A 25587-nucleotide genomic window follows, 5' to 3' on the forward strand; every position below is an offset into this window, starting at 1 on the left:
CCATCCGGGACGGCGACCCCCGTCCCTGGACAGGCGGCGCGTCGCCGGACCGGCGTTTCTCTCCCGTCCATAGGGAGGGCGAGAGCCGTTCCGTGATCCCAGGCCTTCGGAAGCGATCGGGTCTTGAATGTGAAAACCCAGGATTCGCGGGTCCGAAGCCGTCTCGGGACGTCGACGAGAAGGCGAAGCCGCGTTTCGGGACGCTCCGGAACCGACACATATCTCTTCGCGCTGCGGCCGAAAGGGGCCGGAGCGTCCCGAACCGCCCCTCCTCCCCCGCCGCCGCGAGGCGCCGGGCGCCTCGGCGCGCCTTTGCGGCGCGCGGCAAAAAGGCGTAAACGGGGCCCGTCGCCCACAGCCGCAGATCGCCTCCCATGAAGAGTTACGCCACCGCCGCTCTGGCTCTCGCTCTTTGCTGCGCCGGCGCGGCGCGCGCCCAGCCGCAGGCGCAGGGCGATTGGCCTTGCCGCCAGGTGAAGGTGCAGAGCGTCGCCGTAGCAGGCGTGTGGACCGGCCCTTCGATCGACGCCGCCTCGCGGAGCTGGCGCGACGACGGCGCCCTCGGGGATCTCGTCGTCCGCATCAGCGCGCGGCGCACGCCGCTGGAAACGGCGCAAAAGCTCGTGTCCGACTTCGCATCCGCCGCCGGCGCCGAGCGCAAGGAACGGCTGACGGCGCTTTTTTCCGGCGTCTATGTCACGCTCGAAGCCGAGCGCCGCGAGGTGCTCTCCGGGCTCGATCGCTATGGCGCGAAGCAGAAGCTGCTCGCCGAAAGGCTGCGCGAGGAGACGCAGGCGATGCGCGCCGAGCAGGACAAGAACCCGCAAGACGCGCAAAAGATCAAGGACGCCAGCGAGGCGCTGCAATGGGACCTGCGCGTCTTCGACGAAAGGCGCCATGCGCTCTCCTATGTCTGTGAGACCCCGGCGCTCATCGAGCAGAGGCTCGGCGCTCTGGCTCGCATGATCGGGGCGGCGATCGATTAGCGGCCTGCGTCAATGAAATTGAAGCTGTTCGCGCCCCCTCCCCAACCCTCCCCCGCTTCGCGGGAGAGAAAGAAGATTCGGCGCTTCATCGAGGTTTCGCGTAGCGCTTGCCGCCCCCTCTCCCGCGAAAGCGGGGGAGGGTGAGGGAGGGGGCCTCCGGGTCTTCAGGTCGAACGACGCAGACCACTCGCCGCCTCGCGCTTTCGGATGAGATTTCGCGCCGCCCGGCGGCGCCAGGGAGAATTGCGATGCAGGATCATAGACCGTCGCATCATCTCGTTTTCGCCGAGCGCTACGCGGCCGGCAAGGAGCGGCGGCGCTTCGTCCCGCGCGAGAGTCTCGCGGATTTCTCTCCGACAGAGCGCGACCCGACCGCCATTCTCGCCGCCACGGACGAAGGACGCGTCGCTTCGCTGCTGCCCATTCGCTATGAGCGCATGGCGCATTCGTCCTTCGCTTTTCTGCGCGGCGCGGCGGCGATCATGGCGGAGGACCTCGCCGCTCTGCCGGCGCCGGGCCTCGCCGCGCAATCTTGCGGCGACTGTCATTTGATGAATTTCGGCGCGCTTCTCTCGTCGGAAGGCAATGTGCTCTTCGACATCAATGATTTCGACGAGACCTTGCCCAATATCGACTTCACCGTCGATCTGCGGCGCCTCTGCGCGAGCTTCGCGGTCGCGGCGCTCGACGCGGGCCGCTCCGACAAGCGCGCGCGCCATGCCGCCGAGCTCGCCGCGCGCGCCTATCGCCGGCATATGCTGAGCCTCTCGCGCCTCTCGCCGCTGCAGGCGTGGCGCGACCGCATCGATCTCGCCCATGTCGCGGATGGATTGCACGAGCGCCTCGCGCGCAAATTGCGCACGCTGGTCGCGGCGACGCGGCCCGATCGCGAGGACGACAATTTCCCGCATCTCGAATCGACGCCTTTGGGGCTTCACATAGAAGAGCGGCCGCCGCTCATCTATCATCTCGCCGACGGCGACGGCATTCGCTTCGACATAGCGGGGCTGTTCGCGAGCTGCGGCGCGACGCTCAATCCGGAAGTCGTCGCGCTTCTGCGCCGCTATGAGCTCGAAGACACGGCGTTCAAAGTGGTCGGAGTCGGCAGCGTCGGCACTTACTGCGCGATCGGCCTCTTCGCCACGGCGGACGACGAGCCCTTGTTCCTGCAGATCAAGGAGGCGCGCCCCTCCGTGCTGGCGGCGCTCTCGCCCGAAGCGGCGACGCAATGGCGAGAGGCGCAGGGCAAGCGCGTCGTTCATGGCCAGCGCGTGATGCAGGCCTCGACCGATCTCTTCCTCGGCTGGACGAAGGACGAGGCCACGGGGCGCCATTTCTATGTGCGCCATTTGAAGAACCGGCGTCTCGACTCGGTCGCCGAGCTCTTCGAGGAACATGCGCTCGACGATTACGCCTCGCTCTGCGGCCGCGTGCTGGCGCGCGCCCATGCGCGCTCCGCCGATCCCGCCGTCATCTGCGGCTATATGGGCAAGAGCGACGTCTTCGACGACGCAATGGCCTCTTTCGCCATGCTCTACGCCGCGCGCAACACCTGCGATCATGCCGAATTCCTCGCCTGGCGCGCCGAGGCGAGCAACCAATCCCGAAGGAGCGCAGAGACGCGATGAACGAATCGACATCGAAGCTGCACACTGTGATCGCCGAAGGCGTCGCGCGCGTCCTCATCGACAACGCCGAGCGGCGCAACGCCTTCGATTTCTCCATGTGGCGGGCGCTGCCCTCGCTGCTCGCGGCGCTCGACGCCGACTCGTCGGCGCGCGTCGTCGTGCTGACGGGCGCGCCCGGCCTGCCTTTTTGTTCCGGCGCCGATATTTCGGAATTCTCCACCGTGCGCGCGACGGCCGAGGGCGGACGCGCCTATGAAGAGGCCAATGTGGAAGCTTTCGACGCGCTGTCGCGGCTCGGCAAGCCGGTGATCGCGGCGATCTCTGGCTTTTGCATGGGCGGCGGCATGGGCCTCGCCGCCGCCTGCGATCTGCGCATCGCGGCGCAAGGCGCCGTGTTCGGCATTCCGGCGGGACGGCTCGGCGTCGGCTATCCGCCCGTAGCCATGAGCTATGTCGTCGCCGCCGTCGGCGCGCAGACGGCGATGGATCTTTTCTTCACCGCGCGGCGCATCGACGCCGAGGAGGCGCGCGCGGCGGGCTTCGTCTCGCGCGTGCTGCCGAAGGAGGAGTTCGATTCGGCGATCGGAAGAATCGCGAAAGGCGTCGCCGCCAATGCGCCGCTCACTCTGCGCGCGGCGAAAGCGGCGATCCGCCGCGCCGCCGGCCTGCCCCATGCGCTCTCGGCGCAAGAATGCGAAACGCTCGCCGCCGCCTGCTTCGACAGCGCCGATTACGCGGAAGGCCGCGCCGCCTTCCTCGAGAAGCGCGAGCCGAAATTCACCGGAGCTTGAATGACGGAGCCTCTCGCCCTCGCCGATGTCGAAGCCGCAGCGGCGCGCATCGCTCCGCATGTCGAGACGACGCCGCTGCTCGAGGCGCCGCTGCTCGACGCGGAGCTCGGCTTTCGTCTGCTGGTGAAGGCGGAGAGCCTCCAGCCGGTCGGCGCCTTCAAGCTGCGCGGCGCCTTCAACCAAATTCTGCAATTGACCGACGAAGAGCGGCGCCGGGGCGTCATCGCCGTCTCCTCCGGCAATCACGCGCAGGCCGTCGCCTACGCCGCGCGGGCGATGGGCGTCGCCGCGACGATCGTCATGCCGCAGGACGCGCCGCGGGTGAAGCTCGAGCGAACCAAGGCGCTCGGCGCGCGCGTCGAATTCTACGATCGGCTGAGCAATGATCGCGACGCGCTGACCCGCCGCCTCGCCGAGCGGGAGGGCTTGCGCTTCATCCACCCTTACGACGATCCCCGCACCATCGCCGGACAGGGAACCATCGGCCTCGAGATTTTCGCGCAGACCCGCGCGAAGGGCGTCGCGCCGGAGGCGATCATCGCCTCCTGCAGCGGCGGCGGCCTCGCTTCCGGAATCGCGCTGACGCTCGGCCTCTATGCGCGCGCGCCGCGCATGTTCACGGCGGAGCCGGCGGGCTTCGACGATATGCGCCGCTCGCTGGAGAGCGGGGCCGCGCAGGTCAACGCCGCGCTCGCGGGCTCGATCTGCGACGCGTTGCTCGCGCCGACGCCCGGCCGTCACACGCTGCCCATTCTCCTCGCCTGCGGCGCTCGCGGGCTGGCGGCGACGGATGCGCAAGTCGAAGCGGCGATGCGCGTCGCCGCCGAACATTTCCGCCTCGTTCTGGAGCCCGGCGGCGCGGCGGCGCTCGCCTGCGCGCTTATCGAGCGCGAGCGATTTGCGGGAATGACCGTCGTCGTCATCGCTTCGGGCGGCAATGTCGATCGGAAGGATTTCGCGGCGATCCTCGATCGTTAGAGCGCATTCGGACAAATCATGTCCGAATGCGCTCTAAAGTTATTTGGATTCGCATGTTCTTTTCCGAAAACCGCTTCGCACTTTTCGGGAACATGCTCTAGAGCTGAAGGCCCCCTCCCTCACCCTCCCCCGCCATTGGCGAGAGAGGGACGCGGCGGCGCGGCGCGAGCCTCCGATGAAGCGCGCGACCTGCCCCCTCTCTCGCGCGGCGGGGGAGGGCTGGGGAGGGGGCGCGCGTCGCCGAGCTCTCTCGCCGCCGCATCCTCGGAGGCCGCCGCCAAAAAACTCTCGAGCGCGCGCGCGAGGCGGCGGAACGTCTCCTTGCGCGCGGAAGAAGCGCGAAAGACGAGGCCGATGCGGCGAAAAGGCGTCTCGCCCGAAAGCGGCCGCACGGTAAGATCGAGGCCGCGCAATATTCCGGCGTCGAGCGCCATTTGCGGCAGCAGCGTCACGCCGAGCCCGTTGGCCACCATTTGCGCGAGCGTGTGCAGGCTCGTGCCCTGATAGGCGACATTGCGGCGCGCGCCCTCGAGCGCGCAAGCCGCGAGCGCATGATCGCGCAGGCAATGGCCTTCCTCGAGCAGCAGCAGATCCTCGCGCGCCATATCCTCATGGGCGACGATCTCCATGCCGCTCAGCCTATGCCCTGGCGGGCAGACGACGACGAAAGGGTCCACGCCTATGTCGATCGTCTCCATCCCGCGCGAGGGATAGGGCAGCGCCAGCACGGCGGCGTCCAATTCGCCGGCGTCGAGACGCGCGAGCAGAGGCTCGGTCTGCTCCTCGCGCAGATAGAGCTTCAGCTCCGGAAAGGCCGCGCGCAGGCGCGGCAGCACGCGCGGAAACAAAAACGGCCCGATCGTCGGAATGACGCCGAGCCGCAGCGGCCCGGACATGGGCGCCTGCGACGCGAGCGCGACATCGACGATGTCCTGGGCGCCGCGCAGCAGCGCCCGCGCGCGCTCGGCCAATTCGCGCCCGACCGGAGTCGGCGCGACCTTGCGCTTGGTGCGCTCGAAGAGGCGCACGCCCAGCAATTGCTCGAGCTCCAATATTCCCGCGCTCAGCGTCGATTGGCCGACGAGGCAGGCCTCGGCCGCGCGGCCGAAATGCCGCTCGTCGACGACGGCGACCAGGAAACGGAGCTGGCGGAGCGTGGGCAAGATCGCCATGGCGTCAATATAATCGCAAAAATCGATTAATGAAGCCTGATTTTTTCGCTTTTACCGATGACGAAACCCCTTTAGTTTCCGCGCGTCTTCCCAGAGGGCCCGCGGACGATCCTCCTCCGGCGCGCCTTCACCATGAAGAGGAGAAATCGAATGTCTCTCATCGGCTCCGAGATCAAGCCGTTCAAGGCGACGGCCTTCCACGCCGGCAAATTCGTCGACGTCACCGAAGCGACGCTCAAGGGCAAGTGGTCGGTGTTCTTCTTCTATCCGGCCGACTTCACCTTCGTCTGCCCGACCGAGCTCGAGGACCTCGCGACCAATTACGCGGCCTTCAAGGCGATCGGCGTCGAGATCTATGGCGTCTCCACCGACACGCATTTCGCCCATAAGGCCTGGCACGACACCTCGCCGGCGATCGGCAAGATCGAATATCCGCTGGTCGGCGATCCGACGCTGACGCTGAGCCGCAATTTCGACGTGCTGATCGAAGAGGCCGGCCTCGCCGACCGCGGCACTTTCGTCATCGATCCGGACGGCAAGATCCAGATCGTCGAGATCAACGCCGGCGGCGTCGGCCGCAACGCCCTCGAGCTGCTGCGCAAGATCAAGGCGGCGCAATATGTGGCGGCGCATCCGGGCGAGGTCTGCCCGGCCAAATGGGAAGAGGGCCAGAAGACCCTCGCCCCCTCGCTCGACCTCGTCGGCAAGATCTGAGTCGGCAAGATCTGATTTCGCACAACGCCTTCGGCCGGCTCCCCGGCCGGAGGCTCTTCCCGGCGCGTCTCGACGCGAGCCTGAAGGCTCGCGGTCCAAAGCGCGCCCCCTGGACCGCGAGCCTTCAGGCTCGCATCGGGAGTCGTCGAAGATGCTGGACGCCGCTCTGAAACCGCAGCTGCAGGCCTATTTCGCGCGCATCGTCACGCCGATCACGCTGCGAGCCTCGCTCGACGACGGCGAGAAATCGGCCGAGCTCGCGGAGCTGCTTCAGGAAGTGGCGAGCCTCTCCGACAAGATTTCCTATATCCGCAGCGACGATGATTCGCGCCGTCCCTCCTTCGCGATCGCGCGCGAGGGCGCCGATATCGGCCTGCGCTTCGCCGCCATTCCCGGCGGCCACGAATTCAACTCCTTCGTGCTGGCGCTGCTGCATGTCGGCGGCCATCCGCCGAAGGAGGACGAGGAGACGCTCGCGCGCATAAAGGCGCTCGACGGCGATTATCGTTTCGAGACCTATTTCTCGCTCACCTGCCAGAACTGCCCGGAAGTGGTGCAAGCGCTCGACACGATGGCGGCGCTCAATCCGCGCGTGCGCCATGTGGCGATCGACGGCGGCCTGTTCCCGCGCGAGGTGGAGGAGCGCGGAATCATGGCCGTGCCGGCCGTGTTCCTCAACGGCGAGCCCTTCCAGCACGGGCGCGCGACGCTGGAGCAGATTCTCGACAAGCTCGACGCCGGCGCCGGCGAGAAGAAGGCCGCCGCCATCTCCGCCAAAGCGCCTTTCGACGTGCTCGTCGTCGGCGGCGGCCCGGCGGGCGCCGCGGCGGCGGTCTATGCCGCGCGCAAGGGCGTGCGCACCGGCCTCGTCGCCGAGCGTTTCGGCGGCCAGGTGCAGGATACGGCGGGAATCGAGAATTTCATCTCCGTCCCGCACACGGAAGGCCCGCATATGGCGGCGGCGCTGGAGCGCCATGTCGCGGAATATTCCGTCGATGTGATGAACGGCCAGACGGCCGCCGCGCTCGCGCCGGCGGCCGAGGCTGGAGGACTGGCGGAGCTGAGGCTCGCCAATGGCGCATCGCTGAAGTCGAAGACGGTGATCCTCGCGCCCGGCGCGCGGTGGCGGCGCATAAACGTGCCGGGCGAGACCGAATATATGACGAAGGGCGTCGCCTATTGCCCGCATTGCGACGGGCCCTTGTTCAAGGGCAAGCGCGTCGCGGTGATCGGCGGCGGCAATTCCGGCGTCGAGGCGGCGATCGATCTCGCCGGCCTCGCCTCGCATGTGACGTTGATCGAATTCGACAACAAGCTGCGCGCCGACGGAATCTTGCAGGACAAGCTGCGCTCGCTTCCCAATGTGACGATCCTCGTCTTTGCGCAGACGATGGAGATTCTCGGCGACGGCGCCAGAGTGACCGGCCTCACTTATCGCGAGCGCGAAAGCGGCGAGATGCGGAATATCGTGCTCGAAGGCGTGTTCGTGCAGATCGGGCTTCTGCCGAACACCGAATGGCTCGAGGGCGCGGTGACGCTCACGCGCTACAAGGAGATCGAGGTCGACCGCCGCTGCCATACCTCCGCGCCGGGGATATTCGCGGCCGGCGACGCGACGACGGTTCCCTACAAGCAGATCGTCATCGCCATGGGCGAAGGCGCGACGGCGGCGCTGTCGGCCTTCGACCATCTGGTGAGGATGTGAGAATGCGCGCTCCTCGCGTCACTGCGAGGAGCGTGAGCGACGAAGCAATCCAGGGCGGCCCCTCGTCTCTGGATTGCTTCGCTTCGCTCGCAAGGAAAACGATCATACCGAACGCCGCGTCATCGCGAGCGAAGCGATCCAAGGCCGTGGAGCGGCTCCTGGATCGCTTCGTCGCTTCGCGTCTCGCAATGACGCGCGCGGGTCAGATCTGGCCTTTGATCTCGAGGAGCTCCACGTCGAAAATGAGCGTGGCGTTGGGCGGAATGACGCCGCCGGCGCCGCGCGCGCCATAGCCCAGCTCCGGCGGAATGACGAGCGTGCGCACGCCGCCGACCTTCATGCCGAGAATGCCCTGATCCCAGCCGGGGATCACCTGGCCGGCGGAGAGGCGAAACTCGAAGGGCTGGCCATGGTCGCGCGAGCTGTCGAACTTCTTGCCCTTGGCGCCGTTCTGAAAGAGCCAGCCGGTGTAATGCATCTTCAGCATCTGCCCCGGCTCCGCGCCGGCGCCGGTCCCGACTTTCGTGTCGGTGATTTTTATCCCGGAGGCGGTCGTCGTCGTTGCGGGGCTTTGCGCGCGCGCGGGTCCGAGGAGCGGCGCGGCGGCGAGCGCCAGCACGGCGAGAGCAGGCAGAGCGTGGAGACGGAAAGCGCGCATGGGTGTCCTCCGAGAAGAGCCGGCGCGGCGAACAGCCCGCGCGCTCGGCGATGAAAAGGGCGCGGCGGATCAAGCTCTATCAACACATTGATATTACTTCATATTTTTACGATCTCGCCGGAGCCTTGTCTGCCAGCGCCGCAGGCGGCTGTCAACACGGCCGCCATTGTGGGCCCTTTCGTGGTAGAGCCGCGCGGGAATGCTTACGAGCGTTTAAGGCTCGGCTCTTAAGGTCGCGCCTGACCAACGCTCCGCCGGAGTCCCCATGGCCGCCTTCGCGCCCAATGTCGTCATCTGCGTCGATCACGCCTCCGTCACCGGCGGCCAGGCCAAGGTCGCGATAGAGAGCGCGCTGGGCCTCGCCGCCCATGGCGCGCGGCCCATTCTCTTCGCCGCCGCGGCGCCCGTCGACGAGCGGCTCGCCGCCGCCGGCGTCGAGGTCGTCTGCCTCGGCCAGCACGATCTCCTCGGCAATCCCTCGCGCGTCGCCGCCGCATTTCAGGGCGCTTGGAATCTGCAGGCCGCGCGGGCGCTGGACGCGCTGTTGAAGCAACTGCCGCGCGAGAACACCATCGTGCATGTGCATGGCTGGGCCAAGGCGCTCTCGCCGTCCATCGCCGCGCCGATCCGCGCCTGCGGCCTGCCGCGCCTCTACACGCTGCACGAATATTTCCTGTTCTGCCCCAATGGCGGCTTCTACAATTATCAGCGCCACGCGCTCTGCCGCATCGAGCCGCTCTCTGCGGCCTGCTGGGCGACGCATTGCGATTCGCGCAACTATCCGCGCAAGCTGTGGCGCAATGCGCGCCTCGCCTTGGCGCAGCGCTACGCGCGCTTCGCCGATCTCTTCTCGGATTTCGTCTGCATCTCGAATTATCAGCAAGAGATCGTCTCCCGCTATCTGCCCGAGGGCGCGCGGCTGCATCGCGTCTCCAATCCGATCGACGCGGAAGACCTCGGCCCAAAAGCCGCGCCCGCCTCCGGCGATTTCATCTTCGTCGGGCGGCTCTCGCCAGAGAAGGGCGCCTTTCTCTTCGCGGAAGCGGCGGCGCGGGCCGGCGTCACGCCCGTCTTCATCGGCGACGGGCCGATCGCCGAGGAGTTGCGCGCGCGCTTTCCGCAGGCGCGCTTCCTCGGCTGGCTGCCGCCGCCGCAGGTGCGCGCGCAAATGCGCGCGGCGCGGGCGCTCGTCTTCCCCTCGCTCTGGTACGAAGGCCAGCCGCTCACGGTGATGGAGGCCAAGGCGATGGGCACGCCCGTCGTCGTCTCCGACGTCTGCGCGGGACGCGAGGAGGTCGCCGACGGCGAGACGGGATTGTGGTTCGAGAGCGCGAATGTCGAATCGCTCGCCGCCGCGCTGACGCGACTGAAGGACGATGCGCTCGTCGCGCGCCTGTCCGCCGGCGCCCATGACGCCTATTGGCGCGATCCGCCGACGCTCGACGCCCATGTCGCGCGCATCCTCGGCGTCTATAAGGAGATCATCGGGCGACGGCGGCTCGCCGCCTGATTTCGGTTGCGATGCGAGCCTGAAGGCTCGCATGACCTCAGCTCGCCAGCCGCGTCGCGTCGACCTCTTCCGCCGCCGGAACGTCCTTTTCGGCGCGGCGCGGCAGGCGCGCGACCATGCCGAGCAGCGCGCGGTCGCCGAGCACGACGAGGCGCTCGCCGCGATCGAGCCATTCCACCGCATCCTCGAGCGATTCGGCGTCGGCGAGCTTCGCCTCCGCCATCGCCCGATCGGCGGAAACGACGCCGCGCTTGCGGGGCGGGCGCGCCGGCAGCCAGGCCTCGTGCAGCGCGCGCAGCTCGGGATCGCCATGGATCGCGACGAGGCAATTCTCCTCGTCCTGCCCGGCGCGCGCCAGCAGCCGATGCAGCGCGCGGCCCTTGCGCGCGATCTTCGGCGTCGTCGTCTCCTCGGGCGTCACCAGCACGCCGGCGCGGCGGAAGGCGAGGCCGAGCCATCGCTGGCCGGTGATAAAGGAAATGCCGATCGCGAGGATGAGGCCGGCGATCGTCGGCGACATCCAGGCGACGAGCGACGGCGAGATCATCAAGCCCGCGATCAGCGTCAGCGCGCCGAGCGCCACATGCCACTGATGCCGCCGCACGATGGCCTTGAAGGGAACCGAGCCGTCGTCGCGCCGCTGCGGGTCCCAGCCGGTGTCGAAGCCGAACAATATGTGGAACACATGGCCCGTCTGGATCAGCATCATGATCGGCGCGAGCAGCGCCGACATCAGCACCTCGAACAGCGTCGAGACGAGCAGCATCAAGACGCCGCCCGAGCCGCGCCGCGTCTCGCGGTCGATCATCGCAAGGATCAGGCCGAGCAGCTTCGGCGCGAGCAGGATCGCCATGGTGAGCGCGAAGAGCGCCAGCGAGCGCTCCGCGTCGAAGCGCGGCCAGACGGGAAAGAGCGTGAATTTGGCGGTGAAATATTCCGGCCGGAAATAGCTCGCCTGAAAGACGAGCGCGATGCCGACGAGCAGCTGGCAGAGCCACAGCGGCGAGGTGAGATAGCCGAAGATGCCGGTGAGGAAATGCTGACGCGACGCCCAATGGAAGCCGCGCGCCCACAATATGCGCGAATGCTGCAGATTGCCCTGGCACCAGCGGCGGTCGCGGATCGACAGATCGATCAGCGAGGGCGGGCTCTCCTCGAAGGAGCCGCCCAGCGTCGGCATCATATAGACGGCGTAGCCGGCGCGGCGGATGAGCGCCGCCTCGACGAAATCATGGCTGAGAATATGCCCGCCGAAGGGCGGACGGCCCTTCAGATTCGGCAAACCGCAATGATGCGCGAATGCCTGCGTGCGGATGATCGCGTTATGGCCCCAATAATTTCCGTCGCGCCCCATCCATTGCGAGAGCCCGGCGGCGATGACGGGGCCATAGATGCGCGCGGCGAATTGCTGCACGCGCGCGAACAAAGTGTTGCGATTGATGATGAGCGGCAGCGTCTGGATGATGCCGGCGTCGGGGTCGGCCTCCATCGCCGCGGCGAGGCGCAGGATCGTCTCGCCGGCCATCAGGCTGTCGGCGTCGAGCACCACCATATGCTCATAGGCGGCGCCCCAGCGCGTGACGAAATCGGCGATATTGCCGGCCTTGCGGCTGACGTTCTTCTCGCGGCGGCGATAATAGACGCGCGCCCCCGGCCCGAGCCGGCGGCGCATGGCGGCGAAGGCGCGCTCCTCGGCGACCCATATGTCCGGATTGGTCGTGTCGGAGAGGAGGAACCAGTCGAAATGCGCGCCGAGGCCCGTCGCCTCGACATCCTGCAATATGGCCTGCAGCGCGCCGAACACGCGGCTCGGCGCTTCATTGTAGATCGGCATCACCACGGCGGTGCGCGCTTCGAGCGTCTGCGGCGGAGCCGGCGGCCGACGCGAGAAGAGCAGCACGAAAAAGCCGACGACGGCGCTCGCGAAGGACAGCGCGATCCAGGAGAAGTTCAGCACGAAAAGCGCCAGCAGCGCCCATTTCAGCGTGGTGACGCCGCCGACGTCGATGACGCGATACATCTCGTGCCCGCCATAGGCGGTGAGCGCGAGCCCCCCGCCGAAGGTGACGAAGCGCGAGATAAAGGGCGTGCGCCAGAGCTGCGGCGCCGCGAGGCGGCGACGCTTGCGCGCCTCGCTGCGCCAGAGCGGCTGAGTCGGCATGTCGAGCCGGCGCTCCGGCGGCATGGGCGGCGCGGCGGCGGGATCGACGGGCGGCGGCGAGGCGACGTCCATCAGAACGGGTTCGACGAGAGAGAGGGCTACACCGTCCATCTATAGAGCCAGGTTTCGCTGATCGGCTCGTCGCCCGACTGGAGGACGAGGCGCAGCTCGCAGAAGGTCTCGCCGGCGGGATCGACGTCGAAGACGACCCGGCATGTCTTCGCCTTCGGATTGGAATAGACGCGAATGTTCGTCGCCGATCCCGGCGATGTCGTCAAGGCGGGCCGCAGATTGGCGACCCGCTGCGAATCCGCCAGATTGTCGCCCGCGAACTGGACGATAAAACGGCGCAATTTCGGCGTCGGGGCGCGGCCGCCGAAAGCCGAGACGGCGACGGCGAGCGGCGGACGCGCGGGCGGGCTCCAGCACCAGAACTGCCGATAGGCGAAGGTCGCCTCCTTGCCGGCGGCGAGCGCCTGCTTGGGCCGCCAATAGGCGACGATATTGGCGTTCACCTCCGATTCGGAGGGAATTTCGACGAGCTGCACCGAGCCCTCGCCCCAGTCGCCGATCGGCTCCACCCAAAGCGACGGGCGCAGCTCCCAATGCTGTATGTCGTCCTGATAGGTCGCGATGTCACGCTCGCGCGTCAAAAATCCAAAGCCTTTCGGATTGGCGTCGACAAAGGCCGAAATCTGCAGCGTGTCGCGGTTGGAGACCGGGCGCCACAGCCATTCGTCCTTGCCGGTGAGCATCTGCAGGCCGTTGGTTTCCGCGACCATCGGCCGCGGATCGTCTGAGCGGCGATGATCGAGCGGGGTGAACAGCGAGGCCGCCGCCGCGCCGCCGAGTCCCAGATGATCGATCGCGACGCGCGGGAACAAAGTGAATTCCACATCGATGATCGTCGCCTCGCCGGGCCGCAGCGTGAACAGATAGGCCCCCGTCACGCTCGGCGAATCGAGCAGGGCGTGAATGACGAGCGCGTTGTCGGCGAGCGTCGGCTTCTCGATCCAGAAGCTGCGGAAGACCGGAAACTCCTCGCCGCGCGGATCGGCGGTGCGAATGGAGAGGCCGCGGGCGGCGACGCCGAGCGTCTGGCCGCGCGCCTGAGCGCGATAGAAGCTCGCGCCCTGGAACAGAGCGAGCTCCATGTCCGGCGCGCCGCCGCTCTGCGGGGCGAGAATGCGGAAGCCCGAGAAGCCGATATCCGGCAATTTGTCGCCGACTTTCAGACCGCCATAGTCGAATTTGGCCGGGTCATAGGCGAGGCGCCTGGCGATCCTGTCCTCGACGACGAAGAGCTCGACCGGCGCGCCGAAGATGAAGCCCCGATGCAGCGGCTCGATCGCGAAGCCGCGGCTCTCCCCGCTCCATATGGCCGCGCCGGGCCGCGTCCTGATGCCGACATATTGCTCATAGGTCAGATTGGCGAATGGCTCGCGCAGCTCGGCGGCGGGCGCGGCGAAAGGACGCTTGGCGAGCGCCCGGGCGAGCTCGACGACCACCTCGCGGCCGAAGCGCCCCGGTCCCGGCGGCGGGGCGGGCGGAGCCGACTGGGCGAGCGTGCGGCCGGAAACGCCCGCGGCGAGCGCGGTCAAAGAGGCTTTCAGCAGGTCTCTGCGTACGAACATGCGGGGCGGGAGCCGTGACTGACGTGGAGGAGCGGGAGAAGCGCCGGACTTCTTATCGGATATACCTGAAAGAACGGTGTTCGGAACGCGAATCTTTCGATTTTGGTCGCGCGGCGGAAACCTCGCGCAGCGGCTGCGCTTGCCCCTGCGCGGGCGAATCTGCCAAGACGAATATGAACGAGGGGAAAACGGCGGGGCGACGGCCGCCCCGACCTCCGGTTTTTCCGCCCGAGCATGAGGCCACGTAGCGCCATGGAGCAAGTTCGACCGAGCGACCGCCGCTCTCTCGCCATTGTGCTGGCCGCCGGCGAAGGCACGCGCATGAAATCGCGCCGCCCCAAGGTCCTCCATGAGGTCGCGGGACGGTCCATGCTCGGCCATGTGCTGGCCGCGGCCGCCGCGCTGGACGAGATCGCCGTCGTCATCGGCGCCGGAAAGGACGATGTCGCCGCCGAGGCGCGCCGCCAGCGGCCGGACGCCGAGATCTTCGTTCAGGAGAAGCAGCTCGGCACCGCCCACGCCGTTCTGGCCGCGCGCGAATCCTTCGCGACCGGAATAGGCGACATCGTCGTGCTCTTCGCCGACACCCCGCTGGTGCGCGCCGAAACGATCGCGGCGCTGCGCGGGGGGCTCGCCGAGGGCGCCGCCGTCGCCGTCCTCGCCTTCGAGGCGGCCGACCCTCATGGCTATGGCCGCATCCTCTGCGACGCGGACGGCCACCCCGTCGCCATCCGCGAGGAGAAGGATGCGAGCGAGGCCGAGCGCGCCGGCCGCCTCTGCAACGCCGGGCTGATGGCGATCGCCGGGGCGCGGGCGGCGGAGCTCCTCGACGGGATCGACGCCGAAAACGCGCAGAAGGAATATTATCTCACCGACGTCGTGGCGCGCGCGGCGAGAGCCGGACTCGGGACGCGGCTCGTGCTCGCCGCAGAGGAAGAGGTTCTCGGCGTCAACGACCGCACGCAGCTCGCCCGCGCCGAGAGCGTCGCCCAGGAGCGCCTGCGCCGCGCGGCCATGCTCGGCGGGGCGACGCTGATCGCGCCGCAGACGGTGTTCCTCTCCTATGACTCGAGGATCGGCCGCGACGTGACGATCGAGCCCGGCGTCGTCATCGGCCGCGGCGTCGAGATCGCCGACGGCGCGACGATCCACGCCTATTCGCATCTCGAGGGCGCGAGCGTGGGCGAGCGCGCCTCGGTCGGCCCCTATGGAAGATTGCGGCCGGGCGCGAGGCTCGGCGCCGAGGCCAAGGTCGGCAATTTCGTCGAGATCAAGGGCGCCGACATTGGCGAAGGCGCCAAGGTCAACCATCTGACCTATATCGGCGACGCTTCGATCGGCGCGCATTCCAACATCGGCGCCGGCGTCATCACCTGCAATTACGACGGCTTCTTCAAATATCGCACGATCATCGGCGAGAACGCCTTCGTCGGCTCCAATTCGGCGCTGGTCGCCCCTGTCGCGATCGGCGACGGCGCTTATATCGGCTCCGGCTCCGTCGTCACCAAGGACGTCGCCGCCGACGCTCTCGCCGTGGCGCGCGGCCGCCAGGTCGAGAAAGAGGGCTGGGCGGCGTCCTTCCGCCGCATCCAGAAGGCGAAGAAGTCGGGCGCGTGAGCCTTCTCCCACGCGTGGGAGAAGGTAGCCTTCGCGTCAGCGAGGGTCGGATGAGGGCCCGTCGAACACGAGCCCCCCCGATCGCCTTCGCTCACTCGCCGGCGTTGGCCGTCTCGCGCTCGGCCTTTTCCTTGGCCTCGAGGTCTTCGCCCGTCTGCTGGTCGACGACGCGCATGGAGAGGCGCACCTTGCCGCGATCGTCGAAGCCGAGCAGCTTCACCTTCACCTTGTCGCCTTCCTTCACGACGTCGGTGGTCTTGTTCACGCGCTGCTTGGAGAGCTGCGAGATGTGGACGAGGCCGTCCTTGGCGCCGAAGAAATTGACGAAGGCGCCGAAGTCGGCGGTCTTCACCACGGTTCCCTCATAGATCTGGCCGACTTCCGGATCGGAGGCGATCGACTTGATCCAATTGATCGCCGCCTTGATGGAGTTGGCGTCGGAGGAGGCGACCTTCACCGTGCCGTCGTCCTCGATATTGATCTTGGCGCCGGTCTTCTCGACGATCTCGCGAATGACCTTGCCGCCGGTGCCGATCACTTCGCGGATCTTGTCGGTGGCGATCTTCATCGTCTCGATGCGGGGCGCGAACTCGCCGAGCTCGGCGCGCGAGGTGGTGAGCGCCTTGGCCATCTCGCCGAGAATATGCAGGCGGCCGTCGCGCGCCTGGGCGAGCGCGACGCGCATGATCTCCTCGGTGATGCCGGCGATCTTTATGTCCATCTGCAGCGAGGTGACGCCCTCGGATGTGCCCGCCACCTTGAAGTCCATGTCGCCGAGATGATCCTCGTCGCCGAGAATGTCGGACAGCACGGCGAAGCGCTCGCCCTCGAGGATGAGGCCCATGGCGATGCCGGCCGTCGGCTTCTTGAGCGGCACGCCGGCGTCCATCAGCGCCAGCGAGGAGCCGCAGACCGTCGCCATCGACGAGGAGCCGTTGGATTCGGTGATTTCCGAGACGACGCGCAGCGTATAGGGGAATTCCGCCGCCGGCGGCAGCATCGGACGGATCGCGCGCCAGGCGAGCTTGCCATGGCCGATCTCGCGGCGGCCGGGCGAGCCCATGCGGCCGGTCTCGCCGACCGAATAGGGCGGGAAATTGTAATGGAGCAGGAAGCGCTCCTTATAGGTTCCCTCGAGCGAGTCGACGAATTGCTCGTCCTCGCCCGTGCCCAGCGTCGCCACGACCAGCGCCTGCGTCTCGCCGCGGGTGAAGAGCGCGGAGCCGTGCGCGCGCGGCAGCACGCCGACCTCGGCGATGATCGGGCGCACCGTCTTCACGTCGCGGCCGTCGATGCGAATGCCGTCGTCGAGAATGTTCCAACGCACGACCTTGGCCTGCAGATCGTGGAAGGCCTCGGCGACATGCTCTTTCGAGAATTTGGCCTCTCCGGCCTCGGGCAGCAGAGCGGCCAGCACCTTCGCCTTGACGGCGTCGACCGCCGCATAGCGATCCTGCTTGACGGTGATCTTATAGGCATGACGCAGCTCGGCCTCGGCGATCGCCGCGACGGCCGCCGCGACCTCGGATTTGTCGACCAGCTCGAGATCGCGCGGGTCCTTGGCGGCGCGCTCGGCGAGGCGAATGATCGCGTCGATCACCGGCTGGAAGCCGCGATGGCCGGTCATCACCGCCTCGAGCATGACGTCCTCGGAGAGCTCCTGCGCCTCCGATTCGACCATCAGCACCGCGTCCGACGTGCCGGCGACGACGAGATCGAGCGCCGAGAGCTTCGCCTCCTCGATCGTCGGATTGAGCTTGAGCTGGCCATTGATATAGCCGACGCGCGCCGCGCCGACCGGGCCCATGAAGGGAATGCCCGAGAGCGTCAGCGCCGCCGAGGCGGCGACGAGAGCGAGAATGTCCGGATCATTCTCGAGATCATGGCTGAGCACCGTCACGATGACCTGCGTGTCGTTGCGATAGCCGTCGGGGAACAGCGGGCGGATCGGGCGGTCGATCAAGCGGGAGACGAGCGTCTCGCGCTCGCTCGGGCGGCCTTCGCGCTTGAAATAGCCGCCCGGAATGCGGCCGGCGGCGAAGGCCTTCTCCTGATAATTGACGGTCAGCGGGAAGAAGTCCTGGCCGGGCTTGGGCGCCTTGGCCGAGACGACGGTCGCGAGCACGGTGGTCTCGCCCCAGCTGGCGAACACGGCGCCGTCGGCCTGGCGGGCGATCTTGCCGGTCTCGAGCACCAGCTTGCGGCCCGCCCAGTCGAGTTCTTCGCGATGGATCTGGAACATGTCTCTCGTCTTTCTCTCATGACGCGCCCTTGTCGCGCGTCGGCTGCGGGCGAGGCGTCATGAGCAAGACGGCGAGAGGCTGCGGGGCGGGGATTTTCAAAGACGCGAAGCCGCGAACGCTTCGAAATATCCTCGCCGCAGCGTCCGGCGATCCTGCCATGACGATCTGCCGAGGCCGGCGGCGGCCCCATGCCGTCCGCCGAACGATGGGAAGGGCCGCTTTCTCGCGCCTCCTTCCGGCATAATGCGGCCGAATCGTTCGGCCGAGCTCTGTTTGTCTACGCGAAATCGCGGCGGACCGCGATCTCGCATTCTCCGATCGAGGCTCGCCCGAAGGCGGGCGAAAGCTCAGCGGCGGATGCCGAGACGCTCGATGAGAGATCTATAGCGGGGTTCGTCCCTCGACTTCACATAATCGAGCAGCTGACGACGCTGCGACACGAGCTTCAAGAGACCGCGACGCGAGTGATTGTCCTTCACATGGGTCTTGAAATGCTCGGTCAAATTGGTGATGCGCTCGGTGAGGATCGCCACCTGGACCTCGGGCGAGCCGGTGTCGTCCGTCTTGGTCGCATATTCCTTGATGAGCGCCTGCTTGCGCTCCGCCGTGATCGACATCGGTCGGTCCTTTTCTTTTTTCGAGTTGTCCGCGGGCGGCGGCCGGGGCCGGGATGTCGTCCAGCGAGGGTCGCCGCGAGCGGAGCCGCCCGGAAACCGGGCGCGCGAGGGGCTTATAGCAGAAATGGGCGGGAAGGGTAGAGGGCGGTTTCTTGACGGTTCAAAAGTCAACGCCCGTCGGCCGCTTCGATGATTCCCAAGAGCTGGCGAGCCAGCATTGCTTTTATCATCGTCTCCATCTCGGCTATATCGATGACACCGGCAGTGAAGGCGGCGTCAGCTTTTTCGAGCGCTTCGATATAATGAGATTTGTCTTCCTCTATCTGAGCAGGAATCGTAGGTGACCCAGGGAGTAAGTAACCGAGCTTCAAGCATAGTATCAAGTAGGAGAGGGCCCTGGCGGTTCTGCCGTTGCCATCCGAAAAAGGATGAATCCAATTCAGTTTCCACATAGCATATGCGGATAAATAGAACGCTGTCTTTTCATGCCAATTGTCGTTTATGTAATCACAAAACTCTGTTAGTTGGTTCTGGATCAGATGCGCTTCTGGCGGCGCATGCTTGCTCGCCGTGATCGCGACGGGGAGAGTTCGGAGTCGGCCTGCATCTTCCTCGATTCCCTGCACCGCTTCTTTTTGCAGGTCGAGAATATGGCCTTGTCTGAGCGCAAACGGCCGATCCGGATGCAAATAGTATTCGACGATCGATAGACATAAATCGAATTGGCGAAAACCGTTTTCGACCTCGACTGGCGTATGGTCTGCTTTGTTTTTTCTACTCATGGTTGTTGAAATTCTGGTTCAGGTAAAACTAAAGAGGCGCTTTCGCGCCTCTTTAGTTTTCATGACAGGAAAATCGTCGGGAAATGCGCTCGACCATCTCACGTGTTACAGACTCATTCTCGATACGGGTATTCCCGTATACGAAGCTGTTCCTCTGCTCGTCTCGCTGCTGCGCATTCATATGCACGCCTTTAGCGATCTCGATCAAACGAGAGAGGCTTTGTTCTTGTTTCTTCTGCTCAAAGCGCTCCATCTCGATCCTCCGATTCGTCTCCGTTTTATACGTAACGTGGGTTAACGCATCCGCCAATCCTTTTCCGCAGATTTCACTAATTTTCGCTCCCCTTGTTTGTTCCGCCTCACACCCCCTTGTCCTCGCGCAGCACATTCCCCTGCCCGCCCACTATTTCCTCGACGAAATTGCGCGACTCCGGCGTCTCCTGCGAGAAGGCCTGCGCCGAGAAGCCGCCGGCGAGCAGTCCGGCGAGCGCGCCGCAGAGGCCCGCCCAGGCGAGCTGCTCCGCATCGGGCGGGGAGGAGTCGACGACGAGCGTCGCCGCCAATGTCGCGAGGCCGGCCAATTGGCCGATCATCGCGTCCCGGCTCTGCGCGCGCGCAAACAGCGCGAGGCCGACGAGCGGAACGAAAGTCGCCGCCGACAGCGCCAAGGCGACGGCGACCAGCGTGCGGGCGTCGATGGCGTTGGCGGCGCTCGTCGCGGAGCCCAGCGCCGTGACGCCGACCAGAACGAGCCGCGTGATGGCGAGGCGTCGGCTCGTCAAGGCGGATTCCGCGCGCAGCCGATAGAGCGCGTCATGGCCCAGGGCGGCGGCGCAGGCGTGCAGGCTCGCGCTCGCCAGAGCGAGGCCCGCGGCGATGACGCCGGAGGCGAGCAGGCCGGTGAGAGCCGCCCCGAGCTTGGCCAATTGCGGCAGTCCGCCGATGAGAAACTCCGCGCGCACGGAAATGTCCTCGGGGCGCAGCGGCGCGCCCGGCGCCAGCTTGCGGGCGAGGCAGGCCGCGCGCGCCTGCGCCGGCCCATCGACCTTCGCGCCGCAGATCTGCACGAGATCGTGGGAGCTCGCGGCGTAGATCGAGTCCGGAAGGCGCTCCGGCGTCTGGCCGACGGCGAGATTGGAGACGATCAGCGCGGAGGAGGCCACCGTCGCCGCGACCAGAGCCGCCGCCGTCAGCGTCCAGAACAGAGCGGCGACGCCGGCGCGCCGCGCCGCCGCCTCGTTTCGCGTCGCCACGGCCGGGATCAGCGCCGGCGCGAGCGTCGCCAAGCCGAGCGCCAGGCCGAGCGCCGTCGTGATCTCGAGAGCGATGGGGGCCGGTCGGGCGAGCCGCCAATTCTCGATGACGCGGGCGGCCTCGCTCCAGGCGGCCTGATCGCCGATCAGCGGCAGCGGCGTCGGAAATCCTTCGAGCATGAGGGCGAGCTGCGGCAGAGCGAATCCGGCGACCAGCACGCCGGCCGCGGCGCAGGCGCTCCACAGCACGCCGCCGACGCCGCCGGGCCCGGCGATGAGCAATATCGCCGCGCCGATGAAAAAGGCCGCGAAAGGCCGTCCAGCGCCGGTGAAGCCGACCAGCGCGTCCACCGCCGTCTGATAGCCGGCGAGCGCGACGATCGCCGAGGCGATCGCGGCCATGCCGATCATGCCGAGCCGCGGCTCCAGGCGGGGAAAGCGCGTCGCCAGCAGATCGGAGAGGGAAAAGGCCCCGGTCTTCCTCAGCAGCGGGCCCGTCGCCGCGCCGATGAGCGCGACGCCGAGCAGAAGGCCGAGCGTCACGCCGAGCGGCGAGGCGGCGCCGGTGAGCCGCGCCGCGAAAGGCGCGGCGAGGCCGGTGACGAGCGCCGCCTCGGCGAAGCCGGCATAGGCGGCCGGCGCCGCCCGTCCGGCCGCATAATAGAAGGACACGCGCATCGAATGCAGCAGAAAGCCGAGCGCGGCCAGAGCGACGACGGTGAAATAAGGAGAGACCAACGCCACCAGGCGCTCCGGCGCGCCGACGCGATCGAGCAGAGCGACGAGGCCGAAAGCCGTGGCGAAAGTCACGATGGCCAGCGCAATGTGGCCGTCGAGCCTCGCCCTGTCCCCGAAATTCTCCTCCGCCGCCGAATTCCGCATGGCTCGCTCGCCTCCTCTCGCGAGCCTAGCCGAGCGAGGGGCCGAAAACCAGCGCGCGCGCTTTCTTAAGTCCGGGGGCATCCGGCGGCGGCGGCGCGGGGCTGTTGGCCCCGACTTTGCCTGTCCGCGGCGATCGAAAGAAAGTGAGATGGGCATGCAGCTGGCGAGTTTCCGCAGGATCGACGTCGCCGCGGCGCGAGACATCATCGGCCGCGGCCGCGCTCTGGTCATAGACGTTCGCGACCCCGAGTCGTTCGCGCGCGGCCACATCGACGGGGCCGAGCTCGCGAGCCGGGAGAATATCTCCTCTTTCGTCACTCTGACGCCGAAGGACAGGCCGGTCGTCTTTTGCTGCTATCACGGCAATTCCAGCCAGGCCTACGCGAAATATTTCGCGGAGCAGGGCTTTGCCGAGGTCTACAGCCTCGACGGCGGCTTTGAGGCCTGGGCGCTCGCGGAGCGCGCCGCGCCGGCGCCCGCCGCGCTCAGTCCCGCGCTCGAAGCGTTTCTGGCGGAGCACGGCTTCGCTCCCGGCGAGGCGAATGGGCGCAACAAGGACAATGTGACGCCGTTGATGGTCGCCGCGCGCCTCGCCCCGCCGGCGCTCGTCGCCGAGCTGCTGCAGGCGGGGGCCGATCTTCACGCGACCAATGTGGACGGCAATCAGGCGCTGTGGCTCGCCTGCGTCGGCGAGAGAGAGGAGAATATCGCGCTGCTGATCCGCGCCGGGATCGACATTCAGCACGTCAATGTGAATGGCGCGACGCCGCTGATGTTCGCCGCCTCCTCCGGCCGGGCCCGCGCCGTCGCGCGATTGCTCTCGGCGGGGGCCGATCCGTCTTTCGAGACGGACCTCGGCCTCACCGCGCTCGACATGGCCGCGACGAAGGAGTGCCTCGATCTGATGCGCGCCGAGGCGAAGCGCCGCAAGGCCGCGGCCGCCGCTTCGTAACCCGACCGTCATTGCGAGCGGAGCGAAGCAATCCAGCATCGCGGAGCGGCTCCTGGATCGCTTCGTCGCTGCGCTCCTCGCGATGACGGCGAACCGGAAATTATATTACGCGCTCTTGCCGCTGACGCCGGCGCTGGCGAATGTCGCCATGCCGCTGTGGCAGGCGAGCGCCGCCTTGACGAGGCCGATCGCCAGCGCCGCGCCGGAGCCTTCGCCGAGCCGCATGTCGAGGTCCAGCAGCGGCTTCTTGCCGAGCCGCTCCAGCGCCTCTCTATGCGCGCCCTCCGCCGAGACATGGCCGGCGATGCAATGGGCGATGGCGTCCGCGTCCATGGCGTGCAGCAGCGCCGCCGCCGCGCAGGCGACATAGCCATCGAGCAGCACGGGAACGCGGTTGCGCCGCGCGGCGAGAATCGCGCCCATCATGCCGGCGATCTCCCGCCCGCCGAGCCGGCGCAGAATTTCCAGCGGATCGGACAAATGTCCGGCGTGGAAGGCCAGCGCCGCGTCGATGACGGCGTTCTTGCGGGCGAGCCCTTCATCGTCGAGGCCGGTTCCGCGCCCGGTCCAGCGCGCGGCCGGGCCGCCATAGAGCGCGGCGTAGATCGCCGCCGCAGAGCTGGTGTTGCCTATGCCCATCTCGCCCGGGGCGATGAGATCGATCCCGCCGTCCACCGCCTCCATGCCATAGACCAGCGTGCCGGCCGCCTCGCGCTCCTCCATGGCGGGCGCCTCGGTGAAGTCGCGGGTCGGATGGTCGAGCGCCAGCTCGAAGACTTTGAGGCCGATTCCATGGGCCTTGCAGATCTGATTGATCGCCGCGCCGCCGGCGGTGAAATTGTCGAGCATCTGCCGCGTGACGGAAGCGGGAAAGGCGGAGACGCCCCTCTCCGTGACGCCGTGATTTCCCGCGAAGACGGCGACGAGCGGACGCTCGATCGCAGGCGTGGCGCGGCCCTGCCAGGCGGCGAGCCATTCGACGATCTCCTCCAGCCGTCCGAGCGCGCCCGGCGGCTTGGTGAGCTCGGCGTCGCGCCGCCGCACGGCGTCGACGCTGTCGCGGCAGGGGGCGGGGAGATCGGCGAGGAGAAGGCGGATATCGTCGAAAGGGGCGCTCATGCGGCGTGGGTGGCGCATGGCGGGGGCGAGAGTCAAGCGGGGAGGGGGCGGATTGGCGCGGAGGGCCAGGAGCGGACGTTCTCCTGTTGTCGTTGATAGAGCGCGCTTATGCGGAACGAAGTCTACTTCTGCCGGAATTGAAGGGAGCAATGCTAAACAGCTTGCGAATCTGCTTGCCGAGCGAACGGCATGTAAGCTGGCGCATCCGCGCGTTTGATCATATGCGTTGCCTCCAGTTCCTAATCAGTCATCCTTTCCGCTTCCTCCTGCGCTGCCGGAGCCTGTGAAGAAGTTTGAGTGACCAATAGCGGCTCTCCATAATGCGCTTCAAACTTAGCCAAGAATTTCTCGTTCGATCGCACCCCCTCGAACACCGGCCATTCTCTCAGGTGGCCTTTGCCTACCTTTCCTGCCGCGTCGACCGATGCAATTAGATCGCAAACCCCATCCACATCGTCTTTTATCGCAGCAATACAGATTTGAAATTGATCGCCGGCGGCGCTCCAATCCTGTCCATCTAGAATCTCTCGTGCTTTGGCTGGCCGACCAGCGAGCTTGTGAGCATTAGCATTGTTTATAAGCATCATGCGACGAACTCGGTCCGGCCCCGTGTTATTGAGGCTGAGTCCGAATTCAAGCAATGTGTTGGCCATTTTGTAACGGCGATTAACAATTAATGTATACCCGACGTCATTTAGAGAATAGCTTGCCTCTTCTGTTTCAGAAGGTAATAGTTTTCTCCATGAAACTTGAATTAATTTTATTCCTAGTTCTTCAATAATACCCAATGCTTTTTTTGCGTATCGCATATCAACTTTAAGCTTATCTCCAACTGAAATAGAACCAGTATCTACGCCGTGCTGTTTACATACAGACAGATATTGCGAGCTAACCAATCCGCCCGTGTGCGTGAGTAGATTTCTCCGCTCGCATAACTCAATGAAGCTAGACCAAACGTTTAGATCCTTGCGGAGAGGAATTTTAAGCTTCTTTTCGAGCCAATCGAAGTGGTCCGCATGGCTTTGCCGTATGACGGTTTCAACCTCTTTTTCAATGATATAGTCTTTAGCAGCCTGTATAGACCCCATCGAAGATAGTTCTGCGTAGCTTAAAGTTCTTTCTGATGCAGACAGCATTTCTGGTCTAGTATTAAATATAGCCCTTATAAGCTCTGCAAAAAATGCGTCGTAGGCACTCACGAGCCCAAGAATGATAAATTCAGGAACAATCTCCACTCCAGCAGAAAGCGACTCTAGCTCCTCTATGTGCCTTGAAAGCTCGCCATAGCTAGTCTGGTGTAAGCCAAAAATTATGTGATTATCTTCTTTCTCGACAATTTCTCCGTTCTTTTCACAGAATTTCTTTATTTTTAGGTCCAAGTGCATGCCTTTTGATGCCCCTAAAAGAGGAATAGCAATACGCATAGTGGAGTTGAATTTTTGTATAAGAGCGGTGAATTCCTTAGTAAGAGCAGAAAATACATTTTTTTCTTCCTGAACCGCGTCGTTCTCCGGGGGCGGTTCTTCGGTTTTTTTGGGGGGATGGCGAACGCCTTCTAAACTTGGCGCCACGCGGAAATTGGTCGAAAACGGAGCGCCGTCCATATTTTCAAATCGTGCAAATAGACTGAACTTGCTATGCATTTTGTTCCCTTTAGCTCGCTACGAATCTTGCAACGGTTGAGTCTTGATAAAGCCAACCCGCCGGCCCATTGCAAGGGGACAGCTCAAGGTACGTGCCATGATCCCGGACATCTTTGCGCTCCAAGGCGCGGGAACGCGCTTTCCATAGCGGAGCCGTGCGCACGTCGATTTTGGTCCAACGGTGCCGTTCCCCGAATGCCCGCTTCGGGTTCAGAAGCCGAATCCTACCGCTGTCCCACCTTGACATTTCCTGAAAATATTCCTATCTTCCCCCTCGCTCCCGCCGACGCAAGGGCGCGTTTCTCGGGTCAGGGAACGCGGGCGGGGGCCGGCTCCATCCGGGACGGCGACCCCCGTCCCTGGACAGGCGGCGCGTCGCCGGGACGGCGTTTCTCTCCCGTCCATAGGGAGGGCGAGAGCCGTTCCGTGATCCCAGGCCTTCGGAAGCGATCGGGTCTTGAACGAGAAACCCCAGGATTCGCGGGTCCGGATACGCCTCGGGACGTCGACGAGAAGGCGAAGCCGCGTTTCGGGACGCTCCG

Annotated in this window: 19 protein-coding genes; 9 read left to right on the forward strand and 10 right to left on the reverse strand. The window is 66.0% G+C overall.

Going from position 1 to position 25587, the window contains the following annotated elements; genetic code table 11:
- Positions 1 to 374: 374 nt before the first annotated feature.
- The 4 genes from Mspo_RS17175 to Mspo_RS17190 all read left to right on the forward strand — a co-directional run bounded on the left by Mspo_RS17175 (position 375) and on the right by Mspo_RS17190 (position 4383).
- The gene (locus Mspo_RS17175; RefSeq protein WP_159731889.1) at positions 375 to 986 is read left to right on the forward strand and encodes a hypothetical protein; all 612 of its coding nucleotides are present in this window, start codon (positions 375 to 377) and stop codon (positions 984 to 986) included.
- A gap of 248 nt (positions 987 to 1234) precedes the next feature.
- Positions 1235 to 2614, forward strand: a complete 1380-nt coding sequence (locus Mspo_RS17180) for a DUF2252 domain-containing protein (protein ID WP_159731891.1) — start codon at positions 1235 to 1237, stop codon at positions 2612 to 2614.
- Positions 2611 to 3405 carry an enoyl-CoA hydratase gene (locus tag Mspo_RS17185; protein ID WP_159731893.1) on the forward strand — a complete coding sequence of 265 codons (795 nt, stop codon included), beginning with the start codon at positions 2611 to 2613 and terminating at the stop codon, positions 3403 to 3405. Before Mspo_RS17180 ends, Mspo_RS17185 begins: the two co-directional genes overlap by 4 nt.
- A complete protein-coding gene (locus tag Mspo_RS17190) occupies positions 3406 to 4383 on the forward strand; it encodes a threonine/serine dehydratase (protein ID WP_159731895.1) in 978 nt (325 codons plus the stop codon).
- A 119-nt stretch (positions 4384 to 4502) separates the two neighbouring features.
- Here Mspo_RS17190 and Mspo_RS17195 read toward each other — a convergent pair whose 3' ends face one another.
- The gene (locus tag Mspo_RS17195; protein ID WP_244613520.1) at positions 4503 to 5555 is read right to left on the reverse strand and encodes a hydrogen peroxide-inducible genes activator; all 1053 of its coding nucleotides are present in this window, start codon (positions 5553 to 5555) and stop codon (positions 4503 to 4505) included.
- A 150-nt stretch (positions 5556 to 5705) separates the two neighbouring features.
- Between Mspo_RS17195 and ahpC the strand changes: the two genes are divergently transcribed.
- Positions 5706 to 6269, forward strand: coding sequence for an alkyl hydroperoxide reductase subunit C (ahpC, locus tag Mspo_RS17200; RefSeq protein WP_159731897.1), 564 nt, complete (start codon positions 5706 to 5708; stop codon positions 6267 to 6269).
- Positions 6270 to 6420: 151 nt separating this feature from the next.
- Entirely contained in the window at positions 6421 to 7974 is a 1554-nt protein-coding gene (gene ahpF, locus Mspo_RS17205; protein ID WP_159731899.1) for an alkyl hydroperoxide reductase subunit F, read from the forward strand.
- Positions 7975 to 8176: 202 nt separating this feature from the next.
- Here the strand turns inward: ahpF and Mspo_RS17210 are convergent, their stop codons facing one another.
- Positions 8177 to 8632 carry an FKBP-type peptidyl-prolyl cis-trans isomerase gene (locus Mspo_RS17210; RefSeq protein WP_159731901.1) on the reverse strand — a complete coding sequence of 152 codons (456 nt, stop codon included), beginning with the start codon at positions 8630 to 8632 and terminating at the stop codon, positions 8177 to 8179.
- A gap of 265 nt (positions 8633 to 8897) precedes the next feature.
- Here Mspo_RS17210 and Mspo_RS17215 point away from each other — a divergent pair, with 265 nt between their 5' ends.
- Entirely contained in the window at positions 8898 to 10142 is a 1245-nt protein-coding gene (locus tag Mspo_RS17215) for a glycosyltransferase family 4 protein (protein ID WP_159731903.1), read from the forward strand.
- Positions 10143 to 10179: 37 nt separating this feature from the next.
- Here the strand turns inward: Mspo_RS17215 and mdoH are convergent, their stop codons facing one another.
- Positions 10180 to 12414 carry a glucans biosynthesis glucosyltransferase MdoH gene (gene mdoH / locus Mspo_RS17220; RefSeq protein WP_159731905.1) on the reverse strand — a complete coding sequence of 745 codons (2235 nt, stop codon included), beginning with the start codon at positions 12412 to 12414 and terminating at the stop codon, positions 10180 to 10182.
- Entirely contained in the window at positions 12402 to 13937 is a 1536-nt protein-coding gene (locus Mspo_RS17225; protein ID WP_159731907.1) for a glucan biosynthesis protein, read from the reverse strand. The genes mdoH and Mspo_RS17225 overlap by 13 nt, the downstream gene beginning before the upstream one ends.
- 252 nt (positions 13938 to 14189) lie before the next feature.
- On the opposite strand from Mspo_RS17225, the gene glmU reads away from it, so the two are divergent.
- A complete protein-coding gene (gene glmU, locus Mspo_RS17230) occupies positions 14190 to 15554 on the forward strand; it encodes a bifunctional UDP-N-acetylglucosamine diphosphorylase/glucosamine-1-phosphate N-acetyltransferase GlmU (protein WP_244613521.1) in 1365 nt (454 codons plus the stop codon).
- Between the two features lie 91 nt (positions 15555 to 15645).
- Here the strand turns inward: glmU and pnp are convergent, their stop codons facing one another.
- From pnp to Mspo_RS17250, 4 genes are all read right to left on the reverse strand, one after another.
- Positions 15646 to 17796 (reverse strand): polyribonucleotide nucleotidyltransferase, encoded by a 2151-nt coding sequence (pnp, locus tag Mspo_RS17235; protein ID WP_159731910.1) that lies wholly within the window; start codon positions 17794 to 17796, stop codon positions 15646 to 15648.
- Positions 17797 to 18144: 348 nt separating this feature from the next.
- A complete protein-coding gene (rpsO, locus tag Mspo_RS17240) occupies positions 18145 to 18414 on the reverse strand; it encodes a 30S ribosomal protein S15 (RefSeq protein WP_159731912.1) in 270 nt (89 codons plus the stop codon).
- Positions 18415 to 18581: 167 nt separating this feature from the next.
- On the reverse strand, positions 18582 to 19196 hold the full coding sequence (locus Mspo_RS17245; RefSeq protein ID WP_159731914.1) for a Fic family protein: 615 nt from the start codon (positions 19194 to 19196) through the stop codon (positions 18582 to 18584).
- Between the two features lie 359 nt (positions 19197 to 19555).
- Positions 19556 to 21331 (reverse strand): symporter-like protein, encoded by a 1776-nt coding sequence (locus tag Mspo_RS17250; RefSeq protein WP_159731916.1) that lies wholly within the window; start codon positions 21329 to 21331, stop codon positions 19556 to 19558.
- Between the two features lie 154 nt (positions 21332 to 21485).
- Here Mspo_RS17250 and glpE point away from each other — a divergent pair, with 154 nt between their 5' ends.
- Entirely contained in the window at positions 21486 to 22283 is a 798-nt protein-coding gene (gene glpE, locus Mspo_RS17255) for a thiosulfate sulfurtransferase GlpE (protein WP_159731918.1), read from the forward strand.
- A 105-nt stretch (positions 22284 to 22388) separates the two neighbouring features.
- On the opposite strand, the gene cobT is transcribed toward glpE, so the two are convergent.
- Positions 22389 to 23402: a nicotinate-nucleotide--dimethylbenzimidazole phosphoribosyltransferase gene (gene cobT, locus Mspo_RS17260; protein WP_159731920.1), complete on the reverse strand. Its 1014-nt coding sequence runs from the start codon at positions 23400 to 23402 to the stop codon at positions 22389 to 22391.
- A 239-nt stretch (positions 23403 to 23641) separates the two neighbouring features.
- Positions 23642 to 25045: a hypothetical protein gene (locus Mspo_RS17265; RefSeq protein WP_159731922.1), complete on the reverse strand. Its 1404-nt coding sequence runs from the start codon at positions 25043 to 25045 to the stop codon at positions 23642 to 23644.
- Positions 25046 to 25587 lie beyond the last annotated feature (542 nt).

The sequence above is a fragment of the Methylosinus sp. Ce-a6 genome (genome assembly GCF_009811655.1).
Taxonomy (GTDB): Bacteria; Pseudomonadota; Alphaproteobacteria; order Rhizobiales; family Beijerinckiaceae; genus Methylosinus.

What these genes read in the sequence shown, in the direction of transcription:
- pnp (WP_159731910.1), bottom strand. Translation starts at nt 17,796, where the DNA reads ATGTTCCAGATCCATCGCGAAGAACTCGACTGGGCGGGCCGCAAGCTG.
- Mspo_RS17175 (WP_159731889.1), top strand. Translation starts at nt 375, where the DNA reads ATGAAGAGTTACGCCACCGCCGCTCTGGCTCTCGCTCTTTGCTGCGCC.
- ahpC (WP_159731897.1), top strand. Translation starts at nt 5,706, where the DNA reads ATGTCTCTCATCGGCTCCGAGATCAAGCCGTTCAAGGCGACGGCCTTC.
- Mspo_RS17245 (WP_159731914.1), bottom strand. Translation starts at nt 19,196, where the DNA reads ATGAGTAGAAAAAACAAAGCAGACCATACGCCAGTCGAGGTCGAAAAC.
- glmU (WP_244613521.1), top strand. Translation starts at nt 14,190, where the DNA reads ATGGAGCAAGTTCGACCGAGCGACCGCCGCTCTCTCGCCATTGTGCTG.
- Mspo_RS17190 (WP_159731895.1), top strand. Translation starts at nt 3,406, where the DNA reads ATGACGGAGCCTCTCGCCCTCGCCGATGTCGAAGCCGCAGCGGCGCGC.
- Mspo_RS17215 (WP_159731903.1), top strand. Translation starts at nt 8,898, where the DNA reads ATGGCCGCCTTCGCGCCCAATGTCGTCATCTGCGTCGATCACGCCTCC.
- Mspo_RS17265 (WP_159731922.1), bottom strand. Translation starts at nt 25,045, where the DNA reads ATGCATAGCAAGTTCAGTCTATTTGCACGATTTGAAAATATGGACGGC.
- Mspo_RS17180 (WP_159731891.1), top strand. Translation starts at nt 1,235, where the DNA reads ATGCAGGATCATAGACCGTCGCATCATCTCGTTTTCGCCGAGCGCTAC.
- rpsO (WP_159731912.1), bottom strand. Translation starts at nt 18,414, where the DNA reads ATGTCGATCACGGCGGAGCGCAAGCAGGCGCTCATCAAGGAATATGCG.
- Mspo_RS17250 (WP_159731916.1), bottom strand. Translation starts at nt 21,331, where the DNA reads ATGCGGAATTCGGCGGCGGAGGAGAATTTCGGGGACAGGGCGAGGCTC.
- Mspo_RS17195 (WP_244613520.1), bottom strand. Translation starts at nt 5,555, where the DNA reads ATGGCGATCTTGCCCACGCTCCGCCAGCTCCGTTTCCTGGTCGCCGTC.
- glpE (WP_159731918.1), top strand. Translation starts at nt 21,486, where the DNA reads ATGCAGCTGGCGAGTTTCCGCAGGATCGACGTCGCCGCGGCGCGAGAC.
- mdoH (WP_159731905.1), bottom strand. Translation starts at nt 12,414, where the DNA reads ATGGACGGTGTAGCCCTCTCTCTCGTCGAACCCGTTCTGATGGACGTC.
- Mspo_RS17225 (WP_159731907.1), bottom strand. Translation starts at nt 13,937, where the DNA reads ATGTTCGTACGCAGAGACCTGCTGAAAGCCTCTTTGACCGCGCTCGCC.
- ahpF (WP_159731899.1), top strand. Translation starts at nt 6,421, where the DNA reads ATGCTGGACGCCGCTCTGAAACCGCAGCTGCAGGCCTATTTCGCGCGC.
- Mspo_RS17185 (WP_159731893.1), top strand. Translation starts at nt 2,611, where the DNA reads ATGAACGAATCGACATCGAAGCTGCACACTGTGATCGCCGAAGGCGTC.
- Mspo_RS17210 (WP_159731901.1), bottom strand. Translation starts at nt 8,632, where the DNA reads ATGCGCGCTTTCCGTCTCCACGCTCTGCCTGCTCTCGCCGTGCTGGCG.
- cobT (WP_159731920.1), bottom strand. Translation starts at nt 23,402, where the DNA reads ATGAGCGCCCCTTTCGACGATATCCGCCTTCTCCTCGCCGATCTCCCC.